At 60.4% G+C, this 19,068-nt stretch carries 15 protein-coding genes and 1 riboswitch; of the genes, 9 read left to right on the plus strand and 6 right to left on the minus strand.

Translation table 11 applies throughout. The annotated features are described in order from the left end of the window. Window positions 1–93: 93 nt before the first annotated feature. From ACPYOI_RS09815 to ACPYOI_RS09835, 5 genes are all read left to right on the plus strand, one after another. A complete protein-coding gene (locus tag ACPYOI_RS09815) occupies window positions 94–3,174 on the plus strand; it encodes a helicase-related protein (protein ID WP_481419084.1) in 3,081 nt (1,026 codons plus the stop codon). Window positions 3,175–3,177: 3 nt separating this feature from the next. Further along, on the plus strand, window positions 3,178–3,582 hold the full coding sequence (locus ACPYOI_RS09820; RefSeq protein WP_481419083.1) for an RNA-binding S4 domain-containing protein: 405 nt from the start codon (window positions 3,178–3,180) through the stop codon (window positions 3,580–3,582). Window positions 3,583–3,775: 193 nt separating this feature from the next. After that, a complete protein-coding gene (gene fdxA / locus ACPYOI_RS09825) occupies window positions 3,776–4,114 on the plus strand; it encodes a ferredoxin FdxA (protein WP_168831769.1) in 339 nt (112 codons plus the stop codon). 388 nt (window positions 4,115–4,502) lie between these two features. Continuing rightward, entirely contained in the window at window positions 4,503–5,075 is a 573-nt protein-coding gene (locus ACPYOI_RS09830) for a CarD family transcriptional regulator (protein ID WP_168831768.1), read from the plus strand. Window positions 5,076–5,442: 367 nt separating this feature from the next. After that, window positions 5,443–6,306: an RNA polymerase factor sigma-32 gene (locus tag ACPYOI_RS09835; protein ID WP_168831767.1), complete on the plus strand. Its 864-nt coding sequence runs from the start codon at window positions 5,443–5,445 to the stop codon at window positions 6,304–6,306. 54 nt (window positions 6,307–6,360) lie between these two features. Here ACPYOI_RS09835 and ACPYOI_RS09840 read toward each other — a convergent pair whose 3' ends face one another. From ACPYOI_RS09840 to ACPYOI_RS09860, 5 genes are all read right to left on the minus strand, one after another. Further along, the gene (locus ACPYOI_RS09840) at window positions 6,361–7,905 is read right to left on the minus strand and encodes a M48 family metalloprotease (protein WP_168831766.1); all 1,545 of its coding nucleotides are present in this window, start codon (window positions 7,903–7,905) and stop codon (window positions 6,361–6,363) included. Between the two features lie 273 nt (window positions 7,906–8,178). Further along, the gene (locus ACPYOI_RS09845) at window positions 8,179–8,877 is read right to left on the minus strand and encodes a thiamine ABC transporter ATP-binding protein (RefSeq protein WP_481419082.1); all 699 of its coding nucleotides are present in this window, start codon (window positions 8,875–8,877) and stop codon (window positions 8,179–8,181) included. Then, window positions 8,864–10,495: a thiamine/thiamine pyrophosphate ABC transporter permease ThiP gene (thiP, locus tag ACPYOI_RS09850; protein ID WP_481419092.1), complete on the minus strand. Its 1,632-nt coding sequence runs from the start codon at window positions 10,493–10,495 to the stop codon at window positions 8,864–8,866. The genes ACPYOI_RS09845 and thiP overlap by 14 nt, the downstream gene beginning before the upstream one ends. Continuing rightward, window positions 10,495–11,517, minus strand: a complete 1,023-nt coding sequence (gene thiB / locus ACPYOI_RS09855; RefSeq protein ID WP_481419081.1) for a thiamine ABC transporter substrate binding subunit — start codon at window positions 11,515–11,517, stop codon at window positions 10,495–10,497. The genes thiP and thiB overlap by 1 nt, the downstream gene beginning before the upstream one ends. Window positions 11,518–11,564: 47 nt before the next feature. Next, a riboswitch (TPP riboswitch) is annotated at window positions 11,565–11,678 on the minus strand. A 54-nt stretch (window positions 11,679–11,732) separates the two neighbouring features. Then, window positions 11,733–13,271, minus strand: coding sequence for an MDR family MFS transporter (locus ACPYOI_RS09860; RefSeq protein ID WP_481422834.1), 1,539 nt, complete (start codon window positions 13,269–13,271; stop codon window positions 11,733–11,735). A gap of 117 nt (window positions 13,272–13,388) precedes the next feature. Here ACPYOI_RS09860 and ACPYOI_RS09865 point away from each other — a divergent pair, with 117 nt between their 5' ends. The 4 genes from ACPYOI_RS09865 to ACPYOI_RS09880 all read left to right on the plus strand — a co-directional run bounded on the left by ACPYOI_RS09865 (window position 13,389) and on the right by ACPYOI_RS09880 (window position 17,164). Continuing rightward, window positions 13,389–13,916 (plus strand): MarR family winged helix-turn-helix transcriptional regulator, encoded by a 528-nt coding sequence (locus ACPYOI_RS09865; protein ID WP_481419079.1) that lies wholly within the window; start codon window positions 13,389–13,391, stop codon window positions 13,914–13,916. A 42-nt stretch (window positions 13,917–13,958) separates the two neighbouring features. Continuing rightward, window positions 13,959–14,615, plus strand: a complete 657-nt coding sequence (locus ACPYOI_RS09870) for a thiamine diphosphokinase (protein ID WP_481419078.1) — start codon at window positions 13,959–13,961, stop codon at window positions 14,613–14,615. Between the two features lie 3 nt (window positions 14,616–14,618). After that, window positions 14,619–16,442, plus strand: coding sequence for an ABC-F family ATP-binding cassette domain-containing protein (locus ACPYOI_RS09875; protein WP_481419077.1), 1,824 nt, complete (start codon window positions 14,619–14,621; stop codon window positions 16,440–16,442). 98 nt (window positions 16,443–16,540) lie between these two features. Continuing rightward, window positions 16,541–17,164 carry a hypothetical protein gene (locus tag ACPYOI_RS09880; protein WP_481419076.1) on the plus strand — a complete coding sequence of 208 codons (624 nt, stop codon included), beginning with the start codon at window positions 16,541–16,543 and terminating at the stop codon, window positions 17,162–17,164. Window positions 17,165–17,173: 9 nt separating this feature from the next. Here the strand turns inward: ACPYOI_RS09880 and ACPYOI_RS09885 are convergent, their stop codons facing one another. Beyond that, window positions 17,174–19,006, minus strand: a complete 1,833-nt coding sequence (locus ACPYOI_RS09885; RefSeq protein WP_481419075.1) for an ABC transporter ATP-binding protein/permease — start codon at window positions 19,004–19,006, stop codon at window positions 17,174–17,176. Window positions 19,007–19,068 lie beyond the last annotated feature (62 nt).

Genomic DNA, 19,068 nt, shown 5'->3' on the forward strand with positions numbered 1-19,068 from the left:
TCTTGCGTTTGAAGAGGCACCTGTCCATGTGTTGTCTGCTTTGGAAACAAAGCGCCCTTGACCCTGAGGCTCCCCGCCTCACTTGCATGGACAATGAAACTGACATCGCAGCCCATGATACTGAGCGGGCGCGGCGTGACCGCGGTGCTCGGGCCGACCAATACAGGCAAGACCCACTATGCTATCGAGCGCATGGTTGCGAGCGGTACCGGCGTGATCGGGCTGCCGCTGCGTCTGCTGGCGCGTGAGGTCTATACGCGTGTGGTCGAAAAAGTCGGCGCGCAGAACGTCGCGCTCGTCACTGGCGAGGAGAAAATCTCTCCGCCGAATGCGCGCTTTTCCGTGTGTACAGTGGAGGCCATGCCGCGCGAGACAAAGGCAGCCTTTGTCGCCATCGACGAGGTCCAGCTCGCCGGCGATCTCGAACGCGGCCATATCTTCACCGACCGTATTCTGCATCTGCGCGGCCGCGACGAAACGCTGCTACTCGGCGCTGGTACGATGCGTCCCATTCTCCAGCAGCTCCTGCCGGGTATTACCGTTGTCGAGCGTCCAAGACTGTCGCAACTCCTCTATGCCGGTCAAAAGAAGATCACCCGTCTTCCCCAGCGGACGGCTATCGTCGCCTTCTCGGCAGATGAGGTCTACGCCATTGCGGAATTGATTCGGCGCCAGCGTGGAGGGGCCGCCGTTGTTCTCGGCGCGCTGAGCCCACGCACCCGAAATGCCCAGGTCGCACTCTACCAGGCAGGCGATGTCGAATACCTCGTGGCGACCGATGCGATCGGGATGGGCCTCAACCTGGATGTCGATCACGTCGCTTTTGCGCAGGACCGCAAATTCGACGGCTATCAGTTCCGCAATCTCAATCCCGCCGAACTCGGACAAGTTGCCGGGCGCGCCGGCCGTCATATGCGTGATGGCACCTTCGGGGTGACGGGCCAAGTGCAGCCTTTCGACGAAGAATTGGTGCAGCGGATGGAGGCGCACGAATTCGACAATGTCAAAGTTTTGCAGTGGCGGACGAAGGAACTCGATTTCTCCTCGATACGCTCGTTGCGGGCAAGTCTGGAAACTCCGCCGCGCGAGCAAGGCTTGACGCGTGCTTTGCCCGCCGTCGACCAGCAAGCGCTGGAGCAACTGGCTCGCTATCCGGAAGTTATTGACTTGGCTACCAGTCCGCAGCGCGTGGAGAAGTTATGGGAAGCTTGCGCGCTGCCGGACTATAGGCGTATCACGCCGGCACAGCATGCCGATCTGATCTCGACCCTCTTTTCCGATCTCGTGCGCCATGGCACGGTGAACGAGGGGTTTCTCGCAGAGCAGGTGCATCGCGCGGATCGTACGGACGGCGAAATTGACACGCTTTCGGCACGAATCGCGCAGATAAGAACCTGGACCTATGTGTCGAATCGACCCGGCTGGCTTGCCGATCCGACACACTGGCAGGAAAAGACGCGGGAAATCGAAGATCGATTGTCCGATGCGTTACATGAGAGGTTGACGAAACGCTTTGTTGATCGCAGGACATCTGTGCTCATGAAGCGCCTGAGAGAGAATGCGATGCTGGAAGCTGAAATCAGTGTGAATGGCGATGTCTTTGTTGAAGGACATCATGTGGGACAGTTGTCCGGTTTTCGGTTTACTCCCATTTCGGGTGCGGACGGACCGGATGCAAAGGCAATCCAGGCTGCTTCGCAAAAGGCGCTTGCCCTGGAATTCGAGGCTCGTGCCGCACGCCTCCATGCTGCCGGAAACAGCGATCTGGCGATAAGTTCTGACGGTCTCGTCCGCTGGCTCGGCGATCCGATCGCCCGCCTTGCCGGCAGCGACCACATCATGCGCCCCCGCGTTATCCTGCTCGCCGACGAACAGCTCACGGGGAACGCGCGCGATCACGTTGCCGCGCGCATCGAACGCTTCGTCAATCACCATATCAGCACGGTTCTGAAGTCGCTCGATGATCTTTCGCGCGCTGAGGACCTGCAGGGCCTTGCTAAGGGACTTGCTTTTCAACTCGTCGAAAATCTCGGCGTGCTCTTCCGCCGCGACGTGACGGAAGAAGTGAAGTCGCTGGATCAGGACGCGCGCGCTTCCATGCGCCGTTATGGTGTTCGCTTCGGCGCGTACCACATTTTCGTTCCGGCACTTCTCAAGCCGGCTCCGGCCGAACTTATCACCCTGCTTTGGGCCTTGAAAAACGACGGCCTGGAAAAGCCGGGTTATGGCGATCTCATTCCGGTGCTTGCTGCCGGCCGCACGTCCGTCGTGACCGATCCGAGCTTCGAGCGGGCCTTCTACAAGCTCGCCGGCTTCCGTTTTCTCGGCAAGCGCGCCGTCCGCATCGATATTCTCGAGCGGCTCGCGGACATCATCCGTCCGTTGCTGCAGTGGAAGCCTGGCCAGGCAAACCGGCCGGAAGGCGCCTACGATGGCCGCCGCTTCACGACAACGACAGCGATGCTTTCGATTCTCGGTGCGACGCTGGAGGACATGGAAGAGATCCTCAAGGGCCTCGGTTATCGCGCCGATGCCGTGACGGCCGGAGAAGCGGCGACTCATCTGGCTGCTCAGGACGCGTCTGTCGCTCCGGCGGCGGAAGCCTCCACCGAGGACGCCGCCGAGAAGGCAGATCACGACGACGCTGACAGCACAACCGAAGAAGCAGCCTCCGAGGTGCCGGATACCGAAGCCAAGCCTGCAACGGAAGCCGAGACTGCCGAAGGATCTGCGGCGGAGACATCGGAAGTCGGTGAGGCTGTCGAATCGAAGCCGGTTCTTCTGTGGCGGCTCGGCGGCCGCAACGACAACCACCGCCAGGCACGCGGTCAAGGTGAACGCCGCGGCGGCGAACGTCAGCAGCAGGGCAACCGGCGGCATGGTGGCAATGGTGGGGAAGGCGCCGAAGGCAACCGTCGCGAAGGCCGCGATGGAAAACGTCAGGACCGCGGTCGCGACGGCGGAAAGCCGCATCAGGGCCGTGGCGATCGCAACGAGCAGCGGGGCGACCGTCAGGATCGTGGCGACCGCAAGGATCGCAATGAACGCAACAACAATCGCGGCGGCTCGCAGCCGCTGCGCTTCGAGGCGAAGCCACCGCGGAAGGAAAAGCCAATCGATCCGGATTCTCCTTTCGCAAAGCTCGCTGCCTTGAAGGAGCAGATGAAGAAATAGCCTATGCGCAAGGAGACGCAGCCAGAAAGCGGTTCGCGGCAGCGCATCGACAAGTGGCTGTTCTTCACGCGCATGGTGAAGTCGCGGTCCCTGGCGCAAAGCCACATCCAATCAGGCCACGTTCGCCTCAACGGCGAGCGCGTACAGCTCCCCAGCCAGACCGTGAAGGCGGGCGACCGTATCGACCTTGCGCTTGAGCGCCGGGACGTTGTTCTGATCGTGAAGGCGTCGGGCGAACGGCGCGGGCCTTTCGAGGAGGCAAAACTGCTCTACGAGGATCTGACGCCGCCGCCGGATGAGGCAAAACGTCTCACGCCTTACGAGCAGGCCATCCGTGCGACGGGCGCTGGGCGGCCGACAAAAAAGGAACGGCGCGCAATCGACAGGCTGGTGTCGGACGACGATTAGAAAACTCTGTCTCTCAAGCCGGGGCAAGGAGATCGTTTATTCTTGAAATCCGGCGGTAAAGCCGGTACGTCACAGGCAACTTGCCGGGGAGTGCGACTTGCTCCCAAGCCTGCCCACGCTGCCCTCCGGCTTAGGGGAATGGTGCGACGTTCCAGGTTGCCCGCCCCGCTACATGAAATTCCTGGAGTTCTCCATGACCTATGTCGTGACCGACAATTGCGTTCGCTGCAAATATACCGACTGTGTGGAAGTCTGCCCCGTCGACTGCTTCTATGAAGGAGAGAATTTCCTCGTCATTCATCCTGACGAATGCATCGATTGCGGCGTCTGTGAGCCGGAATGTCCCGCTGAGGCGATCAAGCCCGACACCGAGCCGGGGCTGGATAAGTGGCTGAGGATCAACGCAGAATATGCGAGCATCTGGCCCAACATCACCGTCAAGAAAGAACCGCTGCCGGAAGCCAAGGAGATGGACGGCCAAACCGGCAAGTTCGAGCAGTATTTCTCCGAGAAGCCGGGTTCGGGCGACTGATGATTGCCTGCCCGTGAAATCGGGTTCACAGGCAGCTTAAACGTTTGAATTATGCTCTGCTTAAATGCGTGCCATGTGCTGCGTGCATGGCCCATCTTAAGCAAATTATTGATTTCGTCATATTTTTGTGATAGGTTTCGCACACTGATCCATTTGAGGCACGAGTGTGCCCAAAACCATCACGAAAGCAAAAGAAATCCGTACGCGGTTCCCCGTAACATATCAATGCCTTGGGCTGTTCGATCCTTGATCGCGCGCAAGAGCTTCTTTTGCTTCGGTCTGGTGGGACCAGAGTGAAGTCACCCGACGGAACTGATCCGTCTCATCCGGGCCTGACTGACCCGGCTCCGGCCGCCGCCGGACGCGTAATAGGGAGTTTTTGATTAGAATGACGATCCAGCAGAAAAAACCTTCAGCAGCACGCCATGGCTTCAAGACCGGTGAATCGATCGTGTACCCCGCTCATGGCGTCGGTACCATTACCGCTATCGAAGAGCAAGAAGTCGCCGGCATGAAGCTGGAACTTTTCGTTATCGATTTCGAGAAGGACAAGATGCGCCTGAAAGTCCCGGTTGCCAAGGCCATGAGCATTGGCATGCGCAAGCTTTCGGAAACCGATTTCGTGGAGCGCGCTCTGAAGGTGGTGCAGGGAAAGGCGCGCGTAAAGCGTACCATGTGGTCCCGCCGCGCCCAGGAATACGATGCCAAGATCAATTCCGGCGACCTGATTTCCATCGCTGAAGTGGTTCGCGATCTTTATCGCGCCGAAAATCAGCCGGAGCAGTCCTATTCCGAGCGCCAGCTCTACGAAGCTGCGCTTGATCGCATGGCGCGCGAAATTGCCGCTGTGAACAAGATGTCGGAAACGGAGGCCGTGCGGATCGTCGAGACGAACCTCAACAAGGGGCCGAAGCGCGGCAAGGCCATCGACGAGGACGAGTCGCAGGACGAAGCGGCTTAAATACCGTCGCATTGTTTCAAGAAAAAGCCCGGCTTTCAGCCGGGTTTTTTTGTGGAACTTTTTCTGGCTTGCCGCGTTTCTTGGACGTCAGTGCGGACTGCATTCGGCCCTCGCCGAATGTTCGCAATCCTGTAAACGTTCGATGAGGAGCGGATCATGCTTTCCACGATTTGCCAGGCCGGCAACTTGAAGAAACAGGTCCAGCCTTACCGCCTTACCGGCACATGATGAAGAGATAGGGCTCCCTCCTGAAAAATCCAGGAGCGGGGCCTTTACGCATTGGGACGCCGGATTGGTGTGAGGCTCTCTAAACAAATCTCGTTTGTTTTCTTTCCAGGGCACGAGGCCTGATTTTTAGGAGACCGATATGAAGAACATGTCTGCAGACCGGCGCATGATTAAAATCGCCATGGCGGCTCCGTATCTTGCTCGCGAAGAAGAACATGATCTCGCTCTCCGTTGGAAGGACAACGAAGATCGTGGGGCCCGCAACCAGATCGCGATGGCTCATATGCGCCTCGTCATCTCGATGGCGGGTAAGTTTCGCAACTTCGGTTTGCCGATGAGCGATCTCGTTCAGGAAGGCTATGTCGGCCTTCTGGAGGCGGCGGCTCGCTTCGAGCCGGAGCGCGAGGTGCGTTTTTCCACTTACGCAAGCTGGTGGATCCGCGCCTCGATCCAGGATTATATTCTGCGCAACTGGTCCATTGTCCGCGGCGGCACGAGTTCGGCCCAAAAGGCCCTCTTCTTCAATCTGCGCCGTCTTCGCGCCAAGCTCGCCAGAGGCGACTCGCACCTGACGCTCCAATCCATCCATCAGGAAATAGCCGCAGCCCTCGGAGTCAGCCTCGCCGACGTGCAAACGATGGATGCTCGTCTTTCCGGCAATGATGCCTCGCTGCAGGCGCCGTCCGTTTCAGGCGATGCCGACAGCGCCGAAAAGATGGACTTCCTGGTGAGCGAAGATCCCCTGCCGGACGAACAGGTGTCCAATATGATCGACGGCGAACGCCGCCGTGTCTGGCTGACGTCGGCGCTGAAGCACCTGAACGAACGTGAGATGAAGATCATTGCGGCACGCCGTCTAGCAGAGGAAGGCGCAACGCTCGAGGAGCTCGGCGCCGATCTCGGTATCTCGAAGGAACGGGTTCGCCAGATCGAGAGTCGCGCCATGGAAAAATTGCGCACCGCTCTTGTCAGCGCGGATCCGCATATGGCGGCGCACGCTTGAAAGTCTCTTTACTTCCAGCAGCACCACTTCACCCGGCTAAAGAGCCGGGTTCTTTTATTCGGAAATGATTTTCACGCGGTCGCCGGGCGACACCGATGCGCCGGTCGGCAGGGCATTGATCAGCTTGAAGAGGTCGAGCTTGCGATCCGTGCCCATCATCCGGGCTGCCAGCGTCGTGATGTTCTCACCGGGCCGAACGGTGACGACGCGGACCCTGAGAGGCTTCAACGTTGCGGCTTCCTGCGGCGTCATGCGGCGGAAGCTGGCGCGCAACACATCTGCCGTCTGCTCCAGCGTAGCATTGCCCTTCGGAACGGCCGTGAGGAAGCGGAAGATTTGAGAATTGTTGCGTATCACCGTGACGTCGAAATCCCATCGATCCGCGCTGGCGCGTGCCGTTGCCGCTTCCATCCCATTGAGCGTGATCGGCCGGATCGTAGAGGGATCGAGGCCGGTAACCCAACCGCTTGATATGTAATTGGTCAGGCTCTGGTTACCGCTGTCCGCCACACCATCGAAGCGGATCGCCACATCGCCCGGACCGGTCGCCATGACGGCTTCGACTTTGTTGTCGATGGTGAAATCCGGCGGCACGTCGAAGCGAATGCCGAGGCCGCCATGCAGGAAGGTCTGGCCGCGTACATAGCCTTCCTCCGGGCTGTCGCCGTACAGAAGACCGTCGATACCATCAAGGTAATAACCGTGGCCCGTGTCGCCGACGGTGCCTTCCTGGCCGAAGGCTCGGGCGTGCTCGCGTGCGAGCTCGATGCGCTGCGCCGAATTCGGGTGGCTCGAAAGGAAGTCCAGGCTCTGGTCCGCCTCAGGATCGGCGGACATAAAGCGGCTATAGGCCCCCATGGAATCGAGGAAACGAGCGGCGGCGTAAGGATCATAACCTGCCTCACCCAGCATGCGGACGCCGATCACGTCGGCCTGCAGTTCCTGCTGCCGGGAGAAGGCCGCGAGACGCAGCTTTCCGCGGGCCAGGGCCTGCTTGCCGGCAACGTCGCTTGACAGCACCTCGGCAACCACGCGGCTGGCAATGACTTCCGCCTCCTCGCGCTTCTGGCGCTCGATGCCGTGATTGGCGGTAACGTGGCCCATCTCATGCGAGAGCACAGCCGCGACTTCCGAAGCATCGTTGGCGAGTGCCAGCAGACCACGGGTCACGTAAAGATAGCCGCCCGGCAGAGCGAAGGCGTTGATCGCCGGCGAATTCAATATTGTGATCCGGTAGGACTGGCTGGGGTTTTCCGATACCGCCGTCAGCGCGCCGGCGATGCGGGCGACAAGGCGTTCGGTCTTCGCATCCTTGTACTCACCGCCATAGCTCGCAACGATACGCGGGTGCTCGCGCGCGCCCATGGCTGCGCGCGGATCGTTCTTTTGTACTTCGTCGACGATCTGCGGATTGGCAGAGGGCGAGACAGTTGGCTGATATGTTTGCTCTAGGATGGACTGGCAGCTACTGAGCGCTACCGCAGCCGCGGACAAGAGGAACGCACGGCGGCTCCACCTGGGGGTAGCGGAAAACACGTTACTGGAGGGCGCAGGGCGTTTCCACGTCGTCATGCTGTCCAGTCTAGCTCTCCGAGTCATCTTGCCTTTCGGCCGGTTTGCTGCGTGTCCGATCCGACCGATTCCAACGGGGTTCAACAGGCTTCCATCCCGGGTCTCGCACTGCGCAACGGGAATACCCGAGCCACTGCTGTAACTGATTTTCGTATCGGTTGCATAGCGAGACTCTGCGTAATTATAGCGCCTATGCTAACTCGCAACCGCAACGTAGTTAAGGAGTTTCTCTCGCTCCGATGAAATTGTGGCGAAAGTGCCATCACTGAGGCGAGATTCGTCAACCCTGCCGAATTTACCTTAGCGCGGGACGTCTTCGTGCGGGAGATAATCCGCAAGCGGTGCAGCAAGAGCGATCGTTCCCTTATCTATGGAAACACCGTAATCGGCAATGCGGCGCACCTCATTAGGATCGTGCGAAACGATAACGACCGTGTTGCCAGTTTCCTTGTGCAGGTCGATCAGCAGGTCCGCCATGCCGGTACGCAGGCCAGGGTCAAGGGCCGCAAAAGGTTCGTCCAGCAAGAGGACGGCCCGCTTGCGCACAAGTGCCCGCGCAAATGCGGCCCGCTGCCGCTCGCCGCCTGAAAGCGTTGCGGGCAAGCGCCTTTCGAAACCGGCGAGGCCAACCTTTTCCAGCGCTTGGGAGATGGTTCTCCGGTCTTCGACCCTAAGCCTCAGTGCAGGATCGATACCGAGCCCGACATTGGTCAGGATATCGAGATGCGCGAAGAGATTGTTGTCCTGGAAGACGACTGAGACCGGGCGTTCGGCGGGATGGGCTGCTGTTACGTCTCTGCCATGCATCAGCACGCGGCCGCTATCGGGCTTTTCGAAACCTGCGAGCAGATTGAGAAAAGTCGTCTTTCCGGAGCCGGACGGGCCGCTCACGGCAATGATCCGGCCTGCCGGGAGGTGGCAGTCGAATTGAAAAACGTGCGCGCCGAGCTTCAGCCGGACGTTCTGCATTGCGATCCCGGCTTGGTCAGCGGCCACCATTCTCGCTCCCTTGTTTTGACTGCCCCGCGGTTCCGGCGACGGTCAGCAGCAGGCAGATCATGCCGAGGATCAATGCAAGACCGTCGGCGTCGTTCGTCCGGTAGCTACCCATGCGGCTATAGACGAGCCAAGGCAATGTGACGAAGCCTTCGGAGCCAAAGAGCGCAACGGCGCCAAGATCGCCGAGCGAGAGCGCCATGGCGAATGACAGCGCAGTCAGCAGAGGCTTCCTCAACCCCGGCCAATCGATAAGTTTCCATCGCGCGGTGCCAGTAATGCCCAGGCTTGCCACCAGTTTCTGCGTCCGGCGCTGGTGCACGACATAGGCCGGCTCCAGCACTCGCATGACAAAGGGCAGTGCCATCAGCATGTTGATGAGAACGACGATCAGCGGCGCGAAACGCGACGCATCGCCGAAGGGTCGAAGTGCCATGAACCATCCGGTCGCGAGCACAACCGGCGGCACCAGCAGGATCATCGCCGAGGCGCTGCCCATGGCTGTGAAAAAGGACTTGCTGGCAACGCCGCGGCGCCGCGCCGAGGCGATGGCATGCCGGGCGCGAATGATGGCCATCGATAGGATGATGGAGAGCAAAGCCGCCGAAAGCGAAATCGCGAAGCTCATTCCCGCTGACCGCCAGAAGATCTGTTCCCTCAGCAGCTTCAAGAGATCGGCGCGCAGCCCCGCCGTGATGACAGAGACGAGCGGAAGGCCGAGAAAGAGCACGGCAATCAATAAAATCAGGGCGTCGGTCACTCTTGCGCTCCCGCCATCCAGCCGCTTGATGTCCTTCCCTGTGGTCAAGCCTTCATCCGCGGCGGGCGGAACAAAGGACATTGCGCCGAGGATCATCGCGGTCAGCGCGATCTGCAGGAGTGACAGAGCGATTGCGCGGCCAGGATCGAAATCGAAGCGCAGCGACTGATAGATCGCAACCTCGATCGTCGTCGCGGCCGGCCCGCCACCGAGGGTCAGGACCAACGTAAAGCTGGTGGCACACAGCATGAAGATCAGCCCGGCGATCCCGGCGATGAGTGGGCGGATCGCCGGCCATTCGATGAAGCGGAAGATTGAAGGCGGGCGCATGCCGAGACTGCTTGCCATCAGCCAGTATTCCGATGGTACTCGCTCGAGACCGGCGAGCATCAGCCGGCAGGCAAGCGGCAGATTGAAGAAGACGTGAGCGAGGAGAATGCCGGTCAACCCATAGATGCTCACGGGTTCGGCAAGTCCAAGCTGCATCAGCAGCGCATTCAGCAGCCCCTGCCTGCCCCATATGCCAATCAGTCCCAGCGCGCCGATCAGCACGGGCAGCCCCATTGGGACCGCCATCAGACGAATGATCCAGATGCGGCCGGCAAAATGCGGCTGGCGGGCGAGCGCGCGTGCGACCGGGATCGCAAGGATGATGGAAAGCGCGGTTGAAAGCAGTGCCTGCAGCACTGTAAAGCGCAGCACCCGGAGGATATACGGGTCGAGAAGAATGCCGGCGACGGCTGATCCGCCACCGGCAAGAAGCAACGAGAACGCTGCGAGGCCGACGAACAACCCGATGGCGGCGAGGCCGACCGCCCCGCCGGTCAATGCACGTTGTCGCTCGGCCGCGGTCTGCAGCATCAGTTCATGCTCATGGCCGTAAGCCACTCGTCGATCCAGACCTTGCGGTTCCGGGCAACCTCGTCAGGGCTCATCAGAAAGGTCTTGGAGGGCTTGACGAGTTTATCGAAGGCATCCGGCAACGGCGCGGAGGTGGCGGAAACCGGCATCATCCAGTTGTTCGTCGGGATCGTATCCTGGAAGCCGGGCGTCACCATGAATTTCAGGAAGTCGCGGGCGAGATCCTTGTGCGGCGCGTTCTTCAGCAGGCCTGCGACTTCGATCTGGATGTAATGACCTTCCGAAAACGCAGCGGCCTGATAGCGATCGGTATTTTCGGCGACCATGTGATAGGCCGGAGACGTGGTGTAGGAGAGAACCATCGGAGCTTCGCCCTTGGTGAACAAGCCGTAAGCCTCCGACCAGCCAGGCGTCACCGTCAGGATGCGGTTCTTCAGCTTAGCCCAGGCTTCCGGCGCCTTGTCGCCATAGACGGCCTTAACCCAGAGCAGCAGGCCGAGGCCCGGCGTGGAGGTTCGCGGATCCTCGATGACGAGCTTTTGCGAAGGATCGCCCTCGACCAGATCCTTCATGCTCTGCGGCGGGTTCTTGATCGCCTGGGTGTCGTAGACGATGGCGAAGTGGCCGTAGTCGTAGGGAACGAAGACATCGTCCTTGAAGCCACCAAGCACCTTCAGCGCACTTGCATCGATACCGCTTGCGTCGAAGAGGCCGGTCTCCTTGGCTTCGGTGATGAGGTTGGTGTCGATGCCGAGCACGACGTCGGCTTTGGTTGAGGCGCCTTCCAGCTTCAAACGCGAAAGCAATGCGACGCCATCGGCGACGCTGACGAAATTGATCGTGCACCCGCATGTTTTCTCGAAAGCTTCCTTGACCTTCGGGCCCGGTCCCCATTCGGACGTGAAACTTTCATAGGTATAGATGGTGAGCGTCTTTTCCGCAGCGTGAGCGGCCGTCAAGCCGAGTGTCGCGGCGAAGAATGCTGCGGTCAGCGAAGCGATGATCGATGTGCGGCCGGACATGGCGCGCCTCCTCCTTGGTTTCGTTTGAGCGGGAAAAGGGCGTTGCCGAATGTCACGCGTCTAATCCCTCCGCCGGTGTTAACCGGATCAGGTTCCGCGGGTTGGCTGTAAGCCTCTCAGCCGGGTGTCCTTGCGGACATCCTGCACCCCGTTAGAGCGTCGGCAGATGTATCGCCATGAAGGCTTTATGACAAGGGCGAAGGGCGCCCTTGCAACTATTCGGCGGCTTCCGCGGCCGCTGTCGAATTTGCCGCTTTGCTCTCCGCGCGCGGGAGCTGAACCGGCTTTAGCATGACCGCTGCCAAAAGGCCGATAAGGGCGATGGCACAAGAGGTCATGAAGAGCGGCGAGAAAGCGGCGGCATAGGCATCGGCGACGGCTTGGCGGCTTGCTTCGGGGAGGGCTGCCAGCATCTTCGGCGTCAGCTCCGTGATATTGGCAACCCCTGGAATGGATTGCCCGGCATTGGAGAGTTGCGAAGCGATGATTGCACCGTAGATCGAAATTGCGATCGACGCGCCCCCCATGCGCGACAGTGTCACCGAGCCAGTCGCCGCGCCAACGTCACGCGGCGGCGCGGCATTCTGCACCCCGATGACCGGCACCTGCTGAGCAAGACCGATGCCGATGCCATGCAGCGCCAGGATCGCGCCGATCAAGGCAATCGGTGTTCCCGCATGGACCTGCGAGATCAGAGCAAAGGCAATCGCGCTGCAGCTGAAGCTCGCAATCGCGAAGGGCTTGTAGCGCCCGGTTATCGAGATGATGCGCCCGGCGGAGAGCGAGCCGCAGACCAGCCCAGTCGTCAGAAGAACGAAGAGCAGCCCGGCTTGCGAGGGCGAGAGGCCGGTCGTCGTCTGCAGAAAGAGGGCAAAGTAGTTCACCATGCCGATTGCTATGCCGCCGCTCATAACGGAGATCACCAAGAGCAGGCTGAAGACGGGATTGCGAAAAAGGGTCAAGGGAACGATCGGCTCCGGTGCGCGGCGCTCGACGAAGATCCAGGCAATGGCACAGACGATGCCGAACCCAACAATGGCGAGGCTTAGCGGCGAAATGAGGGAGCCGAAAAGCTCGCTGCCATCGGCCGTCATCACGATGCTGGTGGTCGTCAGCGCCAAGAGGATGGCGCCGGCATAGTCAATTTTCGGGCGACGCTGCGGCTTGCGGTAGGGCAGCATGAGCGCAAGGCCCACGAGGACCACAAACCCGATCGGCACGTTGACCAGAAAGATCGAACGCCAGCCGAAAAGCTCGCTCATCATGCCGCCAAGCACCGGTCCGATGGCGCTGGAGGCCATCAGGGTGAGGCTGGAATAGCTTTGGTAGCGGGCCCGTTCGCGCGGTTCGAAGAGATCGGCGTTGACGGCGAAGATCGAAACCATGATGCCGCCACCGCCGAGCCCCTGCAGAACGCGCGCCGCGATCAGGGTATTCATGGAGACGGCCAAACCGCACACGGCGGAGCCGAAGGTGAACAAGGCAATCGCCGCCATCATCACATATTTTCGGCCGAAGAGATCGCCGAGCTTGCCGTAAACAGGCATGACGGCGCTGAGCGACAGCAAATAGGCCGAGCCGATCCAGCCGAAGCGTTCGAGATGGCCGAACTCGCCGACGATCGTCGGCAACGCCGTGGATACGATCTGATTGTCGAGCATCGCCATGAACATGGAGATCATTAAAAAGAAGAAGAGGATGAGCCGCCGCCGGTGATCGGTCACGAGCGGTGCGGGCGCTAATTGCATATTCATGAGGAAACTTTCTGGCTTTGATTAGCAAATTTATGTGCTATTAGCATATAAATGTCAATGACAGATGAGTGACATTTGCATATTCTCATCTGCCACAAGCTCTGTTATGATTTGCGAATGAATGAAACCATGACCAGACCTGCCGAACTCGACCAGGATTCGCCGGATGCCATCGGCGTGCCGCGCATAGGCCGCAGCATGACTCGCCTGCGCCTGATGACCGGCCGCCGGCTGATCGGAAGATTAGCGATAGAGAGTGTGGCGCCCGGTCTCGAACTCTCGCACCTCGATGTCCTCGACGCGCTCCGCCGGACCCAGACGACCGGCGAAGTCACGGTTGGTACCATCGCCGAGATGCTGCGCATCGATCCGTCGCGTGCCAGCCGCATCGTCGCAGATATGGTCAGCCGCAACGTGCTTCGCCGCAAAGCGTCCCAGGCAGACGCGCGGCGCATCATCGTCGTCTTGACCCCGCTCGGACAGCGGCTCCTTTCGGAGATCCGGGCACAGAAATTGTCGTTCATTTCGGAGATTGTCGCCGACTGGCCGACGAAAGATGTCGAAGACTTTGCGGCGCTCTTCGAGCGTTTCATCGACGGCTATGAGGAGGTCTTCCTGTCGCGCGACAAGGACACGCCCGGCTGATCACTGCCCCTTTCCCTTGACCCCCGCTTTGCGCTATGGGCAATGCCCATGAGCCAATCCATCTTCACGATCCTGCTCGGCGGTGAACTCATCCTGACCGAACGTCTGCGCGGCGCCGTCCTCGGCAGCCGCTTTATCGCGGCCGATGGCGGCATGCGACATGCGGCAGCGCTTGGTGTGGTGCCTGAGCTTTGGGTGGGAGATTTCGACTCCACGCCGGCCGATCTTGCAGGCGCTTTTCCGGATGTTCCGAGGCAACCCTACCCGACGGCCAAGGCTGCCACGGACGGCGAGATCGCGGTTTCCGAGGCGATCGCGCGCGGTGCCAGACGGCTGGTCCTTGCCGGGGCGCTCAGCGGCGAGCGTTCGGATCACGCGCTGCAGCATCTGCTCTATGCCGTCAGCCTTGCCGAACAGGGCTTCGACGTTCTGCTCACCTCCGGAAAGGAGGAGGCCGTTCCGCTTCTTCCCGGCTCGATGGAGATCGACCTGCCGAAGAGCAGTCTTTTTTCGGTATCCGGCTTCAGCGAGCTTCGGGGTCTCCACATCGAGAGCGCGCGCTATCCGCTCGCGGATTTCCATCTGCCCTTCGGCTCCTCGCGCACCATCTCCAACGTCGCGGAGGGAAAGGTTCGTTTCACGCTCGGCAGCGGCCGGGCGATCGTCCTAGCTCGTCCTTATGATCTTTCCGGAGTCTGATTTTTGGCCCCCCCTATCCTGAAACTCGACAACATCTTCCTGAGCTTCGGCGGAACGCCCCTCCTTGCGGGCGCGAACCTGCAGGTCGAGCCCGGCGACAAGATCTGCCTGGTTGGGCGCAACGGGTCGGGCAAATCGACCCTTCTGAAGATCGCTGCAGGAATTGCCGAAGCGCAATCGGGCGAGGTTTTCCGTCATCCTTCCTCGACCGTGCGCTACCTGGAGCAGGCCCCTGACTTCGCCGGGTTCACGACGGTGCAGGCTTATGCGGAAGCCGGTCTTGGACCGGGGGACGACCCCTATCGTGTGGCCTATCTTCTCTCGCATCTCGGCCTCACCGGCGAAGAGGAGCCGAATAGCCTGTCCGGCGGTGAAGCCCGCCGTGCAGCGCTGGCCCGCGTGCTGGCGCCAGAACCGGATATCCTTCTGCTTGACGAGCCGACGAACCATCTCGACCTTCCGACCATAGAGTGGCTGGAAGGAGAGCTTCAGAAGAGCCGCAGCGCGCTCGTATTGATCTCGCACGACCGCCGCTTCCTCGAAAAGGTTTCAACGGCAACCGTCTGGCTCGACCGCGGCACGTCGCGGCGCCTCGACAGGGGCTTTGGGCATTTCGAAGCCTGGCGTGATCAGGTGCTCGAGGCTGAAGAACTGGAACAGCATAAGCTCGGCAAGGCGATCGAGCGCGAGGAGCACTGGCTGCGCTACGGTGTGACCGCCCGGCGCAAACGCAATATGCGCCGCCTCGGCGAACTGCAGACCATGCGGTCGCAGTATCGCGGCCACAAAGGACCGCAGGGCACGGTCCAGGCCACCGCTTCCGACGCGCAGGAATCCGGCAAGCTCGTCATCGAGGCGGAAAAGATCACCAAGACATTCGGCGATCGGCTGATCGTCGCGCCGTTCTCGATCCGCGTTCATCGTGGCGATTGCATCGGTCTCGTCGGGCCGAATGGCGCGGGCAAGACAACGCTGCTCAAGATGCTGACCGGTCAGCTCTCGCCGGATAGCGGAACCGTGAAGCTCGGAACCAATCTTGAAATCGCAACGCTCGACCAGAAGCGCGAGGACCTCAATCCGGAGGATACGCTTGCGAACTATCTGACCGACGGACGCGGCGAGAACCTGCTGGTGAACGGCGAGCAGCGTCATGTGACCGGCTATATGAAGGAGTTCCTCTTCCAGCCGGAGCAGGCACGCACGCCGATCAAGAACCTGTCCGGCGGTGAGCGTGCGCGGCTGATGCTGGCCCGCATCCTTTCGCGGCCGACCAATCTCTTGATCCTTGACGAGCCGACCAACGATCTCGACATCGAGACGCTGGACCTGCTGCAGGAAATCGTTGCTGGTTTTCCCGGGACCGTCATCCTTGTCAGCCACGACCGCGATTTTCTCGACCGGACAGTGACCTCGACCATTGCGCCCGCCGTTCCCGATGCGCCCGATGGCCGGTGGATCGAATATGCGGGCGGCTATTCCGACATGCTGGCGCAGCGCAAGGGCGCCATGGAGGAGCGGCGCAAGGCGGAGAAAGCCGCAGAGAAGCCGAAGGCCGAGGCGACGCAGGCTGCCGAAGCGCCGAAGGCCAAGGGGAAGCTTTCCTTCAAGCAGAAGTTCGCGCTCGACAACCTGCCGAAGGAGATGACCAAGGCCGAAGCCGAGATTGCCAAGCGTGAAGAGAAGATGGCGGATCCGAACCTCTTCACCAAGGATCCAGCCACCTTCAACAAGCTCGCAGCCGAAATGGAAAAGCTGCGCGACAGCCTGACGAAGATGGAAGAGGAATGGCTTGAGCTCGAGATGCTCAGGGAAGAGCTCGAAGGCTAAGCTCTCACATTTCCTTGATTCGCCGGTAGCCGGCAGCAGGCCTAGAGTTCGCCGCGGCAGCCGGGGATATGCCGATCATGGCGACGAGGAAAAGTTATATGTCTAGAAGGCTCTATTCCGGAATTTTCGCAGTGGCAACCGCCGGTGCAATCACCCTTTGTGCAGCTCAATATAGTCAGGCCGCAGACACGCAGCGTGTCCGCATTCGTGGCTCGATCGAAAGCCTCAGCGGCGATACGCTGATGGTCAAGACGCGCGAGGGCGGCGAACAGAAGATTGCGATGAAAGCCGGCTGGAAAGTCAGCGGCATCAAGCCTGCGTCGGTCGATGACATCAAACCAGGCGACTTCGTCGGCGTCGGCTCCATGCCGAAGAGCAATGGTCCGAACGATGCAGTCCAGGTGCTGATCTTTCCGGCTTCGATGAAGGGCACCGGGGAAGGCGACCGCCCCTGGGACGCGAAACCGAATAGCGACATGACCAATGCAACCGTCAGCAACGCGGTAAAGGCCGTTAACGGCCACACCATCACCCTAGCCTGGCAAGGCAAGGAGAAGACGATCTCCATTCCCGACGGAACGCAGATCGTCACCCTAGCGCCAGCGACCAAGGATGACCTCAAGCCGGGTGCGGGCGTTATCGTTAGCGCGGAGAAGGCATCCGACGGCAGTGTTTCCGCTGGCCAGGTGTCCGTCGGGCTGAGCGGCATTACGCCAATGTAAGCTTCTAGCCTAGAGCACCCGAGCAGGCTTGGCCGGCCTGCCGGCGCCCGCCTTTGGCGGAGCCAAAACTTCCGTCTTCGCAGTGAGCGCCTCCAGATGCAGGACGCGCGGCTGCAAGACTTCCATGTAGATTTCCGACCGGCCGATATAAATGATCGTCATATCGGGCAGGTCGGCCAGCAGGTTCGTCAGCGTCGACTGCCATTCCGGCTCCAGGCCTTCGAGCACTTCGTCGAAAACCACCCAGCGCGGGCGGGCCAGGAGCAGACGGGCGAAGCCGATTGCCTTCTGCTCGTCTGCCTCCAGGGTCTTGTCCCACCGGGCCCGCGTGTCGAGCCGTCCTATGAGGTGGTGGAGACCGGCTTTTTCGAGTGCTGCCTTGACGGCATCGTCCTCGTAGGCCGTTGCCGGTTCAGGGAAGGACAGGGCTTCACGCAGCGTGCCGCCCGGTATATAGGCCACTTCCGGAACGAACAGGATGTCCTTGGCGGGCGGCAGCCCTATCTTGCCGTTGCCGCAGGGCCAGACTCCGGCGAGTGCCTGGAACAGCAGTTTGCGGTTCACGTTGTGATCGCCGTTGATCATGACCTTCTCGCCAGCCTTGATCGTGACATCCTTCTCGCGGACGGCAAAGCCGCCGCAGTAATCGATTTCCTCTCCGAGCTTGGCGGCGATCCTGACGTTCTTGAGGGTCAGCGTATCGGCGTTATCCTGGTAGGCAATGACATTCTTCGGATTGAGCGGCTCGTCCATTCCCTGCAGGGCATAGCGGAAATCAGTCACGCGCATCAGCGTGGCACGCCATTCGGCAATTGGGCCGAAATTGGCGACATACCAGCGCAGTGCCGTGTTCACCTGGTTGAAGGCGCCAACCGACATCATCAGCTCGCCGAAGGTCAGGCTGCCCGAGAAATAGGCCGGAGCCGCGACGATGATCGGTATGACGATGACCAGCCAGCCGTAACCGGCCGAAACCCAGGTCAGGTTGGTGGTCGCCATCGTCAGCCGCTTCAGGATGGCAAGGACCGTAGTGATGTCCGTATTGATCCGTTGCCGTTCGTTTTCCTCGCCGCGGGCGACGGTAATCGCCGGCAGATTCTCGTTCGCATGCATCAGCGAGAAGCGGAGCTCCGCCTCCTTCGAGAAGCGGTCGGCGTTCAGTTTCACCAGTTTCCGGCCGACGATCTGGCTGAGGATGGAGGCGGATGCGGCATAGAAGACCGCAGCCCAGACCATGTAGCCCGGGATTGCAAAGGTGTAGGTGCGGAAATGGAAGACGAAGCCGCTGGAAAGCTCCCAGAGGACACCGATGAAGCTGACAAGCAGGATTGTCGACTGGAGAAGGCCGAGCGTCAGGCCGGTAGTGCTCTCAGCGAGATTGCGGGCGTCTTCATGCAGCCTCTGGTCCGGATTCACGCCGATCAGGCCCGATGACGCGAGGCGCAGCGCACGCTTGCGCTTCAGCCACTGATCCACGAGGTCACGGGTCAGCCCTTCGCGCATATAAAGCGCGGTCATCTGGTTGAGCCATGCCTGGCCGACGTTCAGCAGCAGCAACGAACCGGCAATTAGCGCGAAGACCTGAAGCTGATGAAAGAACTCGCCGACGTCGCGGCGCTGCAAGGAATCGTAGAACGGCGCATTCCAGCGGTTCAAGACGACCTGACCGTAGGCGGTCGCCAGGATCACACCGACCAGAATCAACGCGAGAATCAGAATTTTCCCGCGTACATTGGAATCCCAGAATGCCGAGAACATCAGTTTCAGCCGGTATCCGAGGCTTAAATCGTAACCTACTCTATCCTGCGCTTGAATGCTCGGTCTGCCTTTGACCTCTGTCATTGTGACTTCCTATGCGTACCACAGTCCCTGATTAACATGGTGACGCGTGCTGTCCAGCAACA

Source organism: Rhizobium sp. SVR5-2C (assembly GCF_056755115.1).